This is a genomic window from Micromonospora sp. BS32, from assembly GCF_059089345.1.
Genome location: NZ_JBSSHR010000001.1, coordinates 427,990 through 442,080 on the forward strand (window position 1 = coordinate 427,990; position 14,091 = coordinate 442,080).

Genomic DNA, 14,091 nt, shown 5'->3' on the forward strand with positions numbered 1-14,091 from the left:
CGAGCACAGTAGGCGGTGGGTGGACCCGGCGCTGTCCCCGGAGCTCGGGCCGGCTAGCCGGCCCCCAACGACGTGGCGGTGCGCAGGCCGAGTCGGTCGACGGCCGCCGAGGCCAGCTCGTCCGGGGGGAGGGAGACGTCGAGCACCAGCAGCGCCTCGTCCGGATGGCCCCGTTCGAGCGTCGCCAGCTGTGATTCCAGCAGGCTCGCCGGCATGTAGTGCCCGGCGCGACGCGAAATCCGGTCCCGGATGACCTCCGCCGGCCCGTCCAGGTGCACGAAGTCCACCGTCGGCGGCCCCTGGCGCAGCACGTCGCGGTACGACCGCTTCAAGGCCGAGCAGGCCAGCACCGTGGACACGCCCTCGGCGCCGCGGGCAGCCATCCAGTCGGCGAGGGCGTGCAGCCAGGGCCAGCGGGCCGCGTCGTCCAGCGGTACGCCGGAGCGCATCCGTGCCACGTTCGCCTCGGAGTGGAACTCGTCCGCCTCGGCGAACGCCAGTCCGGTCAGGTCCCCGATCCCCCGGGCCACGGTGGTCTTGCCGGCACCGGAAACGCCCATCACCACGACGTGCCGGGTTGGCGATCCGCCGCGGCCACCGGTGACCGCGAGTCGCTCACCAGTCATGGACCGTCCCGTCCTTGAGCCGGTTGAACGGCAGGTACGCCGCCACGTACGGGAACCGGGCGGCGGCCGCCTCGTCGAGCTCGACCCCGATGCCCGGCTGGTCGCCCGGGTGGAGGTAGCCGTCGGTGAAGGTGAACGACTGCCGGAACACCTCGTTGGTGAGCGCGCCGTGCGGCATGTACTCCTGGATGCCGAAGTTGTGGATGGCCAGGTCGAGGTGGAGTGCGGCGGCCATGCCGACCGGTGAGATGTCGGTCGGGCCGTGGATGCCGGATTTGATCTGGTACTGCGCCGCGAAGTCGAGCAGCTTCCGCATGGCCGTGATACCCCCCGTGTGGGTGACCGCGGAGCGGACGTAGTCGATCAGCTGTTCCCGGATCAGGGTCTGGTAGTCCCACACGGTGTTGAAGACCTCGCCGATGGCCAACGGGGTGACGGTGTGCTGGCGGACCAGCCGCAACGCCTCCTGGTTCTCCGCCGGGGTACAGTCCTCCAGCCAGAACAGGTCGTACGGCTCCAGGTCCTTGCCGAGCCGGGCGGCCTGGATCGGGGTCATCCGGTGGTGCCCGTCGTGCAGCAGCGGCAGCTCCGGGCCGAACTCGTTGCGGACCGCCTCGAAGACGCCGGGCAGGTGGCGCAGGTAGGAGCGGGTGTCCCAGTCCTCCTCGGCGGGCAGCGCGGTGCGCTGCGCCGGCTCGTAGTCGTACCGCCTGCCGTCGATGCTGGGCTGGGCGGCGACACCGTAGACGGCGTTGATGCCGGGGACGGACGTCTGCACCCGGATCGACCGGTAGCCGAGGTCGAGGTGCCGGCGGATCGAGTCGAACAGCTCCGGCAGGTCCCGTCCGGACGCGTGGCCGTACGCCATGATCCCGGTGCGCGACGCGCCGCCCAGCAGCTGGTAGAGCGGCATCCCGGCGGCCTTGGCCTTGATGTCCCACAGGGCGACGTCCACGGCCGCGATGGCCGCCATGGTGACCGGGCCCCGCCGCCAGTACGCCGAGCGGTAGAGGAACTGCCAGGTGTCCTCGATGCGGTGCGGGTCGCGGCCGATCAGCAGGGGCACGACATGGTCCGCCAGGTAGGAGGCGACGGACAGCTCCCGCCCGTTGAGGGTGCCGTCGCCCAACCCGGTGAACCCCTCGTCGGTGGTGATCTTGAGAGTGACGAAGTTGCGGTCGGGGCTGGAGACGACGACGTCCGCTGCGACGATCTTCACGCAGGTGCCTTTCTCAGGGATGGTGTCAGCGAAGGGTGTTGCCGGGCCGCAGGTCGTCCAGAAGGGACAGTTCGTCACGGCGCGGCAGGGACTCCCAGTCGCCGTGTCCGGCGACGGCGAAGGCCCCGAGGGTGACCGCGCGGCGCAGCCGCCCGGCGAGGTCGAGTCCGTCCAGGTGACCGGAGAGGTAGCCGGCGGTGAAGGCGTCACCCGCGCCCACGGTGTCCACTGCCGTGACCGGCAGCGCCGCCGCCTGCCGGAGGCCGTCGCGGGTGTACGCGCGGGCGCCGTCGGCCCCCAGCTTGACCAGCACGGTCGCCACGCCTCGCGCCAGCAGCCCGGCCACCGTCGTCGCCTCGTCCGCGCCCGGTTCACCGACGAGGTCCAGCTCATCGGCGGAGGCGACGACGACCGAGGCGTACCCGGCGAGGGGAGCGAGCACCGCGCGGGCGTCGTCCCGGGTCCAGAGCTTCGCCCGGTGGTTGACGTCGAGGCACACCAGTGTCCCCGCCCGGGACGCGGTCTCCGCCGCCCACCGGGTGGCCTCGCGGGCGCTGTCGGACAGCGCCGGGGTGATGCCGGTCAGGTGCAGCACCCGGGTGCCCGTGGCCAGGGCCGGACGAAGGTCGTCCACGCCCAACGCGGAGCCGGCCGACGCCGCTCGGTGGTAGACCACCCGGGTCAGGTCGGCGGTACGCCGTTCCAGGAACATCAGCCCGGCGGGCCGGTCCGGATCGCGAGTCACGTGGTCGACGGCCACGCCCTCGGCGCGCAACTGGCGCAGCACGTACCCGCCGAGCTCGTCATCGCTGACCCGGCCGGCCCAGGCTGCCCGATGGCCCAGCCGGGCGACCCCGATCGCCACGTTGGCCTCGGCCCCGGCGAGGTGCATGGTCAGGTCGCCACCGGCGGCCAGCGGACCGGCCGACCGTAGTGACACCAGCGCCTCACCGAAGGTGAGCAGGTCGATGGCGGTCATGACAGCGCGGCGAGGTAGGCGCGAGCCCGCTCCCGGAGCGCGTCGAGGTCGCCGCCGGAGGCGGCGTCGCCGACCAGCGGGCCGCCGACGCCGACGGCGATCGCGCCGGCGGCGAGGTAGCCGGGCAGCTCGGCCAGGCCGACCCCGCCGACGGCGACGAACGGGATGTCCGGGAACGGGTCGCGCAGCGCCTTGAGGTACGCCGGCCCGCCCACCGAGGCCGGGAAGAGCTTCACCACGGCGGCGCCCAGCGTGATGGCGGTGTGCGCCTCGGTCGGGGTGAGCGCCCCGGCGGCGACCGGCAGCCCGCGGCGGACCGCCTCGGGGATGGAGTCGACGACGGCGGGGGTGACGACGAACTGCGCGCCGGCCGCCGCCACGTCGGCGACCGACGCCGGGGTGAGCACCGTCCCCGCGCCGACCAGTGAGCCGACCGGGGCGGCCGCCCGGATTGCCGCGATGGCGTCGAGCGCCCCCGGCGTTGTCAGGGCTACCTCCACCACCCGTACCCCCTCGGCGAGCAGGGCGGTGCCGGCGGCGATCGCGGCGGCCGTGTCGGTGCCGCGGATGACCGCCAGCAGGCGGGTGGCGGTGAGTTCGGCGGTGAGGTCGAGGGTCATGGTCACCATTCCGCGTAGGAGCCGTCGGGGTGCCGGAACATCGGGCTGCGCCAGGCGTGGCCGCGCTTGTCCGCGGCGCGGACCGCCTGCTCGTCGATCTCGATGCCCAGGCCGGGCGCGGTGAGCCGCTCGACGTGCCCGTCGACGAAGGTCAGCGGGGTCTTGTCGAGGCAGTAGTCGAGCACCTCCGCGCCGAGGTTGTAGTGGATCCCGATGCTCTGTTCCTGGATCAGGTAGTTCGGCGTGGCGAAGCCGACCTGGAGGCACGCCGCCAGGGCGATCGGCCCGAGCGGGCAGTGCGGGGCGAGCTGCACGTCGTACACCTCGGCGAGCGCCGCGATCTTGCGTACCTCGGTGATGCCGCCGGCGTGCGACAGGTCCGGCTGCGCGACCGCGATCCCGGCCTGGAGCACGGGCAGGAACTCCTGCCGGCTGTAGAGCCGCTCGCCGGTGGAGACCGGCGTGGTGGTGGACCGGACGAAGTCGCCGATCAGGTGTGAGTTCTCCGGGACGACCGGCTCCTCCAGGAACAGCGGCCGGTACGGCTCCAGCAGCGGCGCGACGCGCCGGGCGTTGGCCAGCGTGAACCGGCCGTGGAAGTCGACCGCGACGTCGCGATCGTCGCCGAGCACCTCGCGGGCCGCGGCCACCCGGGCGACCACACCCTCGAGCTCCGCCACGGAGGCGATCGGGCTCATCCGGCCGGAGGCGTTCATCTTGACCGCGGTCAACCCGGCCTCGACCTGGGCGGCGATGTGGTCGCGGACCTCGCTCGGCTCGTCGCCGCCGACCCACCCGTACACCCGGATCCGGTCGCGGACCGGACCGCCGAGCAGCTGGTGCACCGGGGCGCCGAAGTGCTTGCCGGCGATGTCCCACAGCGCCTGGTCCAGGCCGGACACGGCGCTGGCCAGGATCGGGCCGCCCCGATAGAACGAGCCCTTGGTCATCACCTGCCAGTGGTCCTCGATCCGCAGCGCGTCCCGGCCGACGAGCAGCTCGCCGAGCTGTTCGACCGCGGTACGGACGGTCTCGGAGCGCCCCTCGCAGGTGGCCTCGCCCCAGCCGACGATCCCGGCGGCGGTCTCGACGCGGACGAAGAGCCACCGGGGTGCGACCAGGAAGGTCTCGATGCGTGCGATTGTCGTCATGACCGGTCAGCCCTTCGTCGCGCCGGCGGTGAGGCCGGAGACCACGTACTTCTGCACGAACAGGGCGATCAGCATGATCGGCAGGGTGACCACGGTGGCGGCGGCCATCAGCCCGCCCCAGTCGATGCTGGCGTAGCCGACGAAGTCGAAGATCGCGACGGGCAGCGTCTTGGTGTCGGCGCCGGAGAGCACCAGGGCGAACATGAAGTTGTTCCAGGAGAAGATGAACGACAGGATGCCGGCGGTGGCGATGCCCGGCACCGACAGCGGCAGCGTGATCCGCCGGAACGCGCCGATGTGGGTCAGGCCGTCGACCAGCGCCGCCTCCTCCAACTCCTCCGGCAGGCCGTCGAAGTAGCCCATCATGATGTAGACGACCAGCGGCAGCGACACGAACATGTGGCTCAGGATGAGCACGCCGAAGCCGCCGACCATCTTCAGGTTGGAGAAGACGTAGTACCAGGGGACCAGCAGCGAGACGCCGGGGATGACCCGGGCCATCAGCACCACCAGCGCGGACTTTCGCATGTTGAACCGGCTCATCGAGTACGCGGCCGGCACGCCCAGGATCAGCGACGCCACGGTCGCGGCGAAGGCCACCCACAGGCTGTTGCCGATGAACTGGACGTAGTTCGCCCGCTTGAGCACCGTGGCGTAGTTGTCCAGGGTGGGGAGAAGGCCAGCGCCTTGCCGGTGTCGTAGATGTCGACGTTCGTCTTGAACGACGCGGCGATCATCCAGAGCAGGGGCGCGAGCAGCGACAGCACCACGACGGCGAGGGCCACCACCCGGAACACCCGGTACGGGGGACGGGGCTTCATCGCTGCGCCTCCTTGCGCCGGGCCGTCAGGGCCCACATCGACCCGATGATGATCAGGAAGAAGATGATGAGGACGGCCGACGAGACGCCGTACTCGTTGTAGTCGAAGCTGAGGCCGTAGGCGTAGACGTTGAGGGTCTCGACCTCGTGGAACGACCCACCGCCGCGACCCTTCGTGGCGTAGAGGATGTCGAACGTCTTCAGCGCGTCGATGCCGCGCAGCAGGATCGCCACGACCACCGTGGGCATCAGCAGCGGCAGGGTGACGTGCCGGAAGCGCTGCCACGTGCTGGCGCCGTCGATCCGGGCCGCTTCCTGCGGCTCCTCCGCCAGCGAGGTCAACCCGGCGAGCAGGATCAGCACCACCATCGGCGTCCACTGCCACACGTCGATGAAGATGGCGGTGGGCAGCGCCGAGTGCTGGCCGGCGAGCCACGGTTGAGGACCGATGCCGACCCAGCCGAGCAGTTGGTTGGCCAGGCCGATGTTGGGGTCGAAGATGAGCCGCCACATCATGCCGACCGCGACCGGGGTGGCGACCAGTGGCATCAGGATGGCCACCCGGACCCACTTCTGGCCGCGGAACGGCCGCCACAGCAGCAGCGCGACCGCCATCCCGAGGACCACCTCGAAGAGAAGCGCGACGACGGTGAACGCGGCGGTCCGCCCGACGGCGGGCCAGAACCGGTCGGTGTCCGACAGCACGTCGAGGTAGTTCTGGAAGCCGACGAACTCGCTCTCGGCGCGGACGGAACCCTCGGCGTCGGTGAGGCTGAGGTAGCCGGTCCAGGCCAGCGGGAAGACGATCAGCGCGGCGACGAAGGCCATCGCCGGCGCGGCGAAGAGCCACTTGCGGTGGTCGTTGGCCCAGCGTGCCCAGCCAGGCGTGCCGGGCATGGCCGAGGCGCTGCCGGGCGCTCGGGCGGGGGTGGTGACTGTTGCCATGGGATCTCCGGGGATGGGCGGGCCGGCGGGGAAACGCGGGTGGTGGGACCGGTGGGCCCACCACCCGCGTGGCTTACTTGGCCTCGTCGTCCAGGAACTTCTGGTAGGCGTCGTTGGCCGTGTCGGCGGCGGCCGCGGCGTCCTTGCCGGCGATCGCGTCGACGATCGGCTGGCCGACGATCTCGCGGGCCTGGGCAACCTTCACCACCAGCGGGCGGTCGTGGCCCACGCCGTCCTTGGTGCTGGTGGCGATCGCCTCGACCAGGTCCTTCGGGTAGGTGGCGGTACCTTCCGGGTTGGCCCAGACGGAGGTACGGGCGCTCGGCACGCCAGCCTTCTGCTGGGCGAGGGTCCGCTCCTTGCCGGTGGCCCACTCGATGAACTTCCAGGCGTTGCTCTTGTTCTCGGAGCTGCCGTTGACGCCCAGCGCCCAGGACGGGATGTTGTACGGCTTGGAGCCGGCCGGGCCGGCCGGGAACAACGCGAAGCCGACCTGGTCCGCCACCTTGGACTTGGCCGGGTCGGTGGCGTTCTTGTAGAGCGAGTCGGCCTCGGTGTAGAAGGCCGCCTTGCCCTGGGTGAAGATGGCCATCGCCTCGGGCCAGCCCATGTCGGTGCTGACGTTGGCCGGACCGGCATCCTTGATCAGCCCGCCGTAGTAGGCGTACGCCTGCTTGGCGGCGTCGCTGTTGACCGCGGCCTTGCCGCTGCCGTCGACGAAGTCACCGCCGAAGCTGTAGAGGAAGCTGGAGAACTGGGTGACCGCCGGCGACTTGCCGGTACGCGCGACGAACCCGGCGACGCCCGGCTCAGTCGACTTGATCCGGGTGGCTGCGGCCTTCAGCTCGTCGAGGGTCTTCGGCGGGGCGCTCAGGCCGGCCTTGGCGAGGAGGTCCTTGCGGTAGTACAGGACCTCCTGCTCGGTGATGATCGGGACACCGACCGGCTTGCCCTCGTACGAGGTGGCCTCCACCGGGCCGGCCTGGAAGTCGGCGAACTCCCAGTCCTTGTTCGACTTCACCTGGTCCGACAGGTCGGCGAGGTACTTGTTCTTGGCGAACAGCTTCCCCTCCTGCAGGGGGCGGTACATCATCACGTCGATGTCGGACGAGCCGGCGTTCAGCTTCACGTTGTACTGGTCGGAGAGCTGGTCCTCGCCGAGCTGGGTGAGCTCGACCTTGAGCCCCGTCTGCTTCTCGAACTCGGGCAGGGCCGCCTTGATGTTCTCCGTCCACACGTGGTTCGCCAGGGTCACCCGGACCGTCTTGGAAGCGCCACTGTCGTCGCCACCGCCGCCGCAGGCCGACAGGCCCATGGCGGCAACCACAGCCAGAGAAGTACCGATTATCGATCGACGCCGCATGTCCATCTCTCCTTCTTGTCGTGGCCGCCGCCCAGGGGAGGAGCGCCACATCGTCGTAACGTCCGCTTAACGACCGGATGCTAGGCCGAAAAAGCTGACTTATTCAAGAGGTGATCTCCAACTGATATGCTCCGGGTCGTGGATCAGTCCTCCTCAGGGGTCGCACCCGCCCAGCAAGCCCCTGCCGAGGCCGGGCTGCACGCCCGCGTTCTCGACCACCTCGGCACCGCCATCTGCGGCGGCGAGGTGGCCGCCGGTTCCGTGCTCAACATCGACGACCTGGTCGAGCGGTACGCGGTCTCCCGCTCCGTGATCCGCGAGGTCCTACGGGTGCTCGCGTCCATGGGGTTCGTCGAGACCCGCCGGCGGGTCGGCGTCATGATCAGGCCAGCGGCTAACTGGAACGTCTTCGACCCCCAGGTGATCCGCTGGCGACTCGCTTCGGCCGGACGGATGGCGCAGATGCGCTCCATCACCGAGCTGCGCACCGCGGTCGAGCCGCACGCCGCACTGCTTGCCGCCACGCGGGTCGACCACGACGAGGCGAGCGACCTGGTCGGGCTCGCGGCGAAGATGTGGGCCGCCGGGAAGGCCGGGGACGAGGCGCGGTTCCTCAGCCTCGACATCGAGTTCCACCGGCGGGTGCTGCTGGCCTCCGGCAACGAGATGTTCCTGAAGCTCCAGGAGCTGGTGGCCGAGGTGCTCACCGGCCGCCACCACTACCACCTGATGCCGCACCACCCGGACGAGCAGGCCCTCCAACTGCACGCCGACGTGGCTCAGGCGATCCAGCGGCGCGACGGTGAACGCGCCCGCGACGCCATGGTGCAGATCATGCAGCAGGCGTTCGAGGAGATGAAGTCGATGTGGGAGCAGACCGGCGAGCCCGACCGGAGCTAGGCCACGCCCGTTGCGATAAGACGGTGAGGGCATCATCAGAGGAGGTGGAGGTCGGTATGGACGCCGAGTCGTCCCGTGCGGCGCTGCGACGCGCCCGCGCCGAGACCGAGCTGCTGATCGCCTCGTTGACCCGCGATCTGAACGGCGTCATCGACGCCTCCCTGTCCTCCAATGCGGACGACGAACACGATCCCGAAGGCGCGACCATCGCGTTCGAGCGGGCACAGGTCGCCGCGCTGCTGGCCGGCGCCCGGCGACGCCTCGCCGACCTGGACGCCGCGTTGGGCCGGCTGGACGCGGGCACCTACGGCAGGTGTGAGCGGTGCGGGCTGTCGATCCCGGCGGAGCGGCTGGCGGTACGGCCGTCCGCGCGTACCTGCGTCCACTGCGCCGGCTGAACCGGAGCGCTACCCACACCTGGCCAGCGCGGCCGGGTCCGGGTAGAGCGTGCACTGAGCGCCCGGCCCGCTGCCGTGATCCACTGACCAGAGGATGTGGACGCTGGGGAGCGCGATGAGCGACGTACGACCGAAGCTGGACGGTGCGGAACGCCGACGCCTCGACGAGGAGGAGGCCGAGCAGATCGAGCCGGTACGCCCGCCCGACATCAACCGGACGCCCAACCGCTCGGCCACCCGGCTGGAGCTCTTCTTCGACCTGGCATTCGTGATCTTCGTGGCGCGCTGCGCCGACCTGCTCGCCGCGGACGAGACGTGGACCGGTGGGCTGCAGTTCGCGGCGGTGGTCAGCATCGGCTGGTGGGCCTGGGCCAGCACCACCCTGTACGCGAACCGCTTCGACACCGACGACGCGGTGTTCCGGCTGCTCACCCTGACCGCGATGGCCGGGGTGGTGGGAATGGCGGCCTCCGTCGACGGCATCGATGAGCAGACCGGGCGGTGGTTCGCCCTGGCGTACGCGCTGGTCCGGCTGGTGCTCATCGTCGGCTACCTGCGTGCCTGGTGGCACGTCGCCGACTCCCGCTCCACCATCCGGCCGTACCTGCTCTCCCATGGCCTGGGGGCGGTGATCTGGCTGGCGTCGGTGGCCGTGGCGGCGCCCGGCCGGTACGTGCTGTGGGGGGTCGGCGTCCTGGTCGACCAGCTGGGGCCGCTCGCCGTCTCCCGACTGCGCGACACCGCACCGCTGCACATGGAGCACCTGCCGGAGCGCTTCGCCCTCTTCATCATCCTGGTGCTGGGGGAGTCCGTCGCCGCCGCCGTGACCGGCGTCCACGACGGGGGTTGGCGGCCCTCGGTGGTGCTCACCGGGGCTCTCGCGTTCGTCGTGGTTGCGGGCCTGTGGTGGTCCTACTTCGACCTATCCGGCGGTGCCGCGAAACGGCGCCTGGTCGAGGAGGGCGGCGAGAACGCCCGGCACGGCGTCCACGACGTCTACGTCTACCTCCATCTGCCGATGGCGATCGCGTTGGCCGCCGTGGCGGTCGGGCTGGAGCACGCGATCGGGCACGCCGAGGACGACCACCTGTCGGCCGGTACGCGCGGGGTCCTCGCGATGGGCCTGGCCGGCTACCTGCTCAGCGCCGCGGTCATGCAGGCGGCGCTCTCCCGGCGGGTCCGGGCGGCGGTGATCTGGCCCGGACTGGGGGTGCCGACCGTGGTCGCGGTGGTGCTGCTCGACCTGCCCGCGGTCACGACGCTCGTGCTGCTCACCGTGATCGTCGCCGGGGGCGTGGTCACCGGTTTCGCCCTGCACCGCGCCGGCGAGGTGCGCACCGCCAAGGTGTGAGCGCCCGAGCGGTCGATGGTGACCGGCGCCACAGGAGTGCTTGCTCAGTCAAGGAATCTCGCCCGCCCCTCCCCGGGTTGCAGATGAGCGTCAGGTGCGACCGGTACGAGGGAGGCGGGCAGCTCGATGCAGTTCGGAATCTTTGGCGTGGGGGACGTGGCACGCGACCCGGTGACCGGGCGGATGCCGTCCGAGCACGAACGGATCAAGGCCGTGGTGGAGTACGCGACGCTGGCCGAGGAGGTCGGGCTCGACGTCTTCGCCATCGGGGAGCACCACAACCCACCCTTCATCCCCTCCTCGCCCACCACCCTGCTCGGTCACGTGGCGGCCCGGACCGAGAAGATCATTCTCTCCACCTCGACCACGCTGATCACCACCAACGACCCGGTGAAGATCGCCGAGGACTACGCCATGCTCCAGCACCTGGCCGACGGCCGCGTCGACCTGATCATGGGGCGTGGCAACACCGGCCCGGTCTACCCCTGGTTCGGCCAGGACATCCGCAACGCCATCCCGCTCGCGGTCGAGAACTACGAGCTGCTGCGCCGGCTCTGGCGCGAGGAGGTGGTCGACTGGGAGGGCCGATTCCGTACGCCGTTGCAGTCCTTCACCTCGACCCCGCGACCGCTGGACGGGGTGCCGCCGTTCGTCTGGCACGGCTCGATCCGTAGCCCGGAGATCGCCGAGCAGGCCGCCTACTACGGCGACGGGTTCCTGCACAACAACCTCCTCTGGCCGAAGGAGCACGTCCAGCGGATGGTCGCGCTCTACCGCCGGCGGTTCGAGCACCACGGGCACGGCCCGGCGGCCCAGGCGATCGTGGGCCTGGGCGCACAGGTGTTCATGCGGAAGAACTCGCAGGACGCGGTTCGGGAGTTCCATCCGTACTTCGACAACTCCGCGGCCTACGGGCACGGGCCGTCCCTGGAGGAGACGATGAGGCGGACGGCGCTCCTGGTCGGCAGCCCGCAGCAGGTGATCGACCGGACCCTGGCCTTCCGGGAGTACGCCGGCGGCGACTACCAGCGCCAACTCTTCAACGTCGACGGGATCGGCGTACCCCGCAAGACCGTGCTGGAGCAGATCGAGATGCTGGGCGGGGTCGTGCGGGTGCTGCGCAAGGAGTTCGCGGTGGGCCGCCCCGCCCACGTCCCGGACGCCCCGACCCACGCCTCGCTCAAGGCCGCGGCGTCGGCCGCTGCTGTGGGGGAGGCGCGATGAAGCGCACCATCGCCGTCGTGGCGGCCGGCCTGCGGCAGCCGTCGTCGACCCGGATGCTCGCCGACCGGCTGGCCGAGGCGGTCCGCCGCGAACTGGAGCGGCTCGGCGCCGAGGTCGACGTCGAGCTGATCGAGTTGCGCGACCACGCGCACGACCTGGTCGACAATCTGCTGGCCGGGTATCCGTCGGAGCGGCTCGAGCGGGTGCACGACATCGTCCGGCGTGCCGACGCGCTCGTCGTGGTGACGCCGACGTTCTCCGCGTCGTACAACGGGATGTTCAAGATGTTCGTCGACGTGCTCGACGACACCGCCCTGGTCGACAAGCCGGTGCTGGTCGCCGCCACCGGAGGGACGGGGCGTCACTCGCTGGTGCTGGAGCACGCGCTGCGGCCGCTCTTCAGTTATCTGCGCGCGGTCGTGGTGCCCACCGCGGTGTTCGCCGCGCCCGAGGACTGGGGGGCCGGCGACGCGGCCCAGGGTTCGCTGCCGCACCGGATCGACCGGGCGGCCGGCGAACTGGCCCGCGAGGTGGACCGGCGCGATCCGCCCGCTCCCGCCGACCCCTTCGGCGATCCGATGCCGTTCGAGCGGTTGCTCGGTGGCGAGTGAGCACGGCCTGGCTCAGTCGGCCATGCCGACCCGCTGAAACGCACGGGCCAACTGGACGAGGTCGAAGCCTTCGAAGTGGTCCAAAAACCGCCGCCGCACGGCGGCCAGGTGGCTCGGCCAGGACTCCTCCAGGCGGGCGAAGCCGGCATCGGTGAGGACGGCGTTCCAGCCACGGGCGTCCTCCCCGCTCCGCACCCGCTCGACCAGGCCCTGGGACTCGAGGCGGTTGACCGTACGGGTCATCCCGCTCAGGGAGAGCTGGCAGGCCGCGGCGAGTTCGCTCATCCGCAACTGGCGGCCCGGGGCCTCCGAGAGGTTCCGCAGGGCGGTGTACTCGGTGAGGGGCAGCTGACGTTCGCCGATCATGTCGGCGTCGATCGTCCGGGGCAGGACGTACATCACCTGGCCCAGAGAGCGGACGAGCGCCTCCTCGTCGGGGGTGAGGGGCCGCAGGGCCGGGGGAGTGCTCGACATGCCGCCATCCTAGTTGCTTGACCGAACAACGGCCGGTCAGGGCGTGTGACGGCAGGCTCACCCCGCTGCGCCGCCGGTGACCACGGCTACGGGCGGATGTCCAGCGCCCCGATCCGGTCGTCCCGCAGCGTGAAGCGGTGGCGCAGCTCCGTCGGACTGCCGGGGAACGTGCCCGACACCCGGGCGGTCACCACGTACGAGTCGCCCGCCTCGGGCTGCACCTCGAGCGGCTCGGCGGTGTAGGCGTAGGCCGCCATGGTCCGCTCCCGCCACGCCCTGATCGCGGCCGGGCCCTCGTGGAGCCGATCCTCGTCGGCGACCGTGGCGTCGTCGGCGAAACACGCGACGAAGGCGTCCAGGTCGCCGTCGTTGATCGCCCGGTAGTAGCGGTCGATCACCTCGGGCACCGCGACCGGCATCTGCTCCTCCTGCTCCCTGATCCGCTGGGGTGCTCCGCCGGCGGCAGACACCGGGCGGGCCAGCTCGGGCTCCACGCTACGAGACCAGGGCCCGCCAACGGGCCGGTTCGCCCAGGTGGGCCGGGGGCGGGAGGTCGACGGTGCCGTCACCTCGGCAGCTCTCATCCAGATTCGGCGGACACGTCGACGGCCGCGGCGCCGACGATGGCCTTGTCACCGTCGTTCTGCAGGTAGCCCACCACCGAGGCCTGTCGAGGATCCAGATCTGACGGAAGCTCCAGTTCCACCCGTCCACGCCCGGCGTCCAGATCCACCGACGTGAAGGCGCGCACCACGTTGTCCTGCCGCAGCGTCCGCCCGGCGTTCTCACCTCGGGCGACGTCGCTCACCAGGCCACGTTCCACGATCGCCACGTTCACCACCGCCCGCTCCGGCGGTCGCTCGGTCTGGTAGTCCACCACGACCCGGTGTCCGCCGCCCAGGCCACCGGCGGCGTCCTGGACCGAGAGCGCGAGCGGCGTGGTGGCTGCCGACGCCAGAGCGGACGCGATCGCGGTCGCCGCCGTGCGACGGTCGGAACCCACGAACTCGACGGTGCCGTTGACGACCATCTGCGGGGTGTACAGCCCCCGGGAGCCGAAGGCGCGCGCGTACGCCTCCTGCCGCGCCGTGTACGCCTCGTCGGCGAACCGGTCGGGCCAGCCCAGGTCGTCCCAGTAGTCGACGTGGAAGCCGAGCGCGAAGACGGGCTCTCCCCGCCTCCGGGCGTCGCGCTCGATCTCGGTCAGCACCTCCTCCGCCGGAGGACAGCTCGAGCAGCCTTGGGAGGTGAACATCTCCACGACGGCGAAGCCGCCGCCCGCCGGTGCGACGTCCCGTGCCGGCAGCGGCGAATCTGGCGGGCGGGCACGGTTCGACCCGCTGCGTGCTGGGTCCGTCATGACGTCTCCTCCGTCGGTGCTGCTGGCGGCTCTCCGATTCCCGTTCCGGC

At 71.1% G+C, this 14,091-nt stretch carries 17 protein-coding genes; 5 read left to right on the plus strand and 12 right to left on the minus strand.

Features of this window, described 5'->3' with window-relative positions; all coding sequences use genetic code 11:
• Positions 1–53: 53 nt before the first annotated feature.
• From AC5RWQ_RS02040 to AC5RWQ_RS02080, 9 genes are all read right to left on the minus strand, one after another.
• Positions 54–626, minus strand: a complete 573-nt coding sequence (locus tag AC5RWQ_RS02040; RefSeq protein WP_494281011.1) for a gluconokinase — start codon at positions 624–626, stop codon at positions 54–56.
• Entirely contained in the window at positions 616–1,845 is a 1,230-nt protein-coding gene (gene manD / locus AC5RWQ_RS02045) for a D-mannonate dehydratase ManD (protein ID WP_494281012.1), read from the minus strand. The genes AC5RWQ_RS02040 and manD overlap by 11 nt, the downstream gene beginning before the upstream one ends.
• Positions 1,846–1,870: 25 nt before the next feature.
• Positions 1,871–2,824 carry a sugar kinase gene (locus AC5RWQ_RS02050; protein ID WP_494281013.1) on the minus strand — a complete coding sequence of 318 codons (954 nt, stop codon included), beginning with the start codon at positions 2,822–2,824 and terminating at the stop codon, positions 1,871–1,873.
• Complete coding sequence (locus AC5RWQ_RS02055; protein ID WP_494281014.1) at positions 2,821–3,444, minus strand: bifunctional 4-hydroxy-2-oxoglutarate aldolase/2-dehydro-3-deoxy-phosphogluconate aldolase; 624 nt, start codon at positions 3,442–3,444, stop codon at positions 2,821–2,823. The genes AC5RWQ_RS02050 and AC5RWQ_RS02055 overlap by 4 nt, the downstream gene beginning before the upstream one ends.
• A 2-nt stretch (positions 3,445–3,446) precedes the next feature.
• Entirely contained in the window at positions 3,447–4,595 is a 1,149-nt protein-coding gene (gene dgoD / locus AC5RWQ_RS02060; RefSeq protein WP_494281015.1) for a galactonate dehydratase, read from the minus strand.
• Between the two features lie 6 nt (positions 4,596–4,601).
• Positions 4,602–5,243, minus strand: coding sequence for a carbohydrate ABC transporter permease (locus tag AC5RWQ_RS02065; RefSeq protein WP_494281016.1), 642 nt, complete (start codon positions 5,241–5,243; stop codon positions 4,602–4,604).
• Complete coding sequence (locus tag AC5RWQ_RS02070; RefSeq protein ID WP_494281017.1) at positions 5,165–5,416, minus strand: hypothetical protein; 252 nt, start codon at positions 5,414–5,416, stop codon at positions 5,165–5,167. The genes AC5RWQ_RS02065 and AC5RWQ_RS02070 overlap by 79 nt, the downstream gene beginning before the upstream one ends.
• Positions 5,413–6,360 carry a carbohydrate ABC transporter permease gene (locus AC5RWQ_RS02075; RefSeq protein ID WP_494281018.1) on the minus strand — a complete coding sequence of 316 codons (948 nt, stop codon included), beginning with the start codon at positions 6,358–6,360 and terminating at the stop codon, positions 5,413–5,415. The genes AC5RWQ_RS02070 and AC5RWQ_RS02075 overlap by 4 nt, the downstream gene beginning before the upstream one ends.
• A 73-nt stretch (positions 6,361–6,433) precedes the next feature.
• On the minus strand, positions 6,434–7,675 hold the full coding sequence (locus AC5RWQ_RS02080) for an ABC transporter substrate-binding protein (RefSeq protein ID WP_494281019.1): 1,242 nt from the start codon (positions 7,673–7,675) through the stop codon (positions 6,434–6,436).
• A 186-nt stretch (positions 7,676–7,861) separates the two neighbouring features.
• Here AC5RWQ_RS02080 and AC5RWQ_RS02085 point away from each other — a divergent pair, with 186 nt between their 5' ends.
• The 5 genes from AC5RWQ_RS02085 to AC5RWQ_RS02105 all read left to right on the plus strand — a co-directional run bounded on the left by AC5RWQ_RS02085 (position 7,862) and on the right by AC5RWQ_RS02105 (position 12,207).
• Positions 7,862–8,623 carry a FadR/GntR family transcriptional regulator gene (locus AC5RWQ_RS02085; RefSeq protein WP_494281020.1) on the plus strand — a complete coding sequence of 254 codons (762 nt, stop codon included), beginning with the start codon at positions 7,862–7,864 and terminating at the stop codon, positions 8,621–8,623.
• A 23-nt stretch (positions 8,624–8,646) separates the two neighbouring features.
• Positions 8,647–9,021 carry a TraR/DksA family transcriptional regulator gene (locus AC5RWQ_RS02090; protein ID WP_494281021.1) on the plus strand — a complete coding sequence of 125 codons (375 nt, stop codon included), beginning with the start codon at positions 8,647–8,649 and terminating at the stop codon, positions 9,019–9,021.
• Between the two features lie 115 nt (positions 9,022–9,136).
• Positions 9,137–10,372, plus strand: a complete 1,236-nt coding sequence (locus tag AC5RWQ_RS02095; protein ID WP_494281022.1) for a low temperature requirement protein A — start codon at positions 9,137–9,139, stop codon at positions 10,370–10,372.
• 126 nt (positions 10,373–10,498) lie between these two features.
• Positions 10,499–11,596, plus strand: a complete 1,098-nt coding sequence (locus AC5RWQ_RS02100) for a CE1758 family FMN-dependent luciferase-like monooxygenase (protein WP_494281023.1) — start codon at positions 10,499–10,501, stop codon at positions 11,594–11,596.
• Positions 11,593–12,207 (plus strand): FMN reductase, encoded by a 615-nt coding sequence (locus tag AC5RWQ_RS02105; protein WP_494281024.1) that lies wholly within the window; start codon positions 11,593–11,595, stop codon positions 12,205–12,207. The genes AC5RWQ_RS02100 and AC5RWQ_RS02105 overlap by 4 nt, the downstream gene beginning before the upstream one ends.
• Positions 12,208–12,219: 12 nt before the next feature.
• Here AC5RWQ_RS02105 and AC5RWQ_RS02110 read toward each other — a convergent pair whose 3' ends face one another.
• The 3 genes from AC5RWQ_RS02110 to AC5RWQ_RS02120 form a co-directional block, all read right to left on the minus strand.
• Complete coding sequence (locus AC5RWQ_RS02110; protein ID WP_494281025.1) at positions 12,220–12,681, minus strand: MarR family winged helix-turn-helix transcriptional regulator; 462 nt, start codon at positions 12,679–12,681, stop codon at positions 12,220–12,222.
• A gap of 86 nt (positions 12,682–12,767) precedes the next feature.
• Entirely contained in the window at positions 12,768–13,175 is a 408-nt protein-coding gene (locus tag AC5RWQ_RS02115) for a nuclear transport factor 2 family protein (protein WP_494281026.1), read from the minus strand.
• An 86-nt stretch (positions 13,176–13,261) separates the two neighbouring features.
• Positions 13,262–14,041 carry a DUF1223 domain-containing protein gene (locus AC5RWQ_RS02120; RefSeq protein WP_494281027.1) on the minus strand — a complete coding sequence of 260 codons (780 nt, stop codon included), beginning with the start codon at positions 14,039–14,041 and terminating at the stop codon, positions 13,262–13,264.
• Positions 14,042–14,091: the final 50 nt, after the last annotated feature.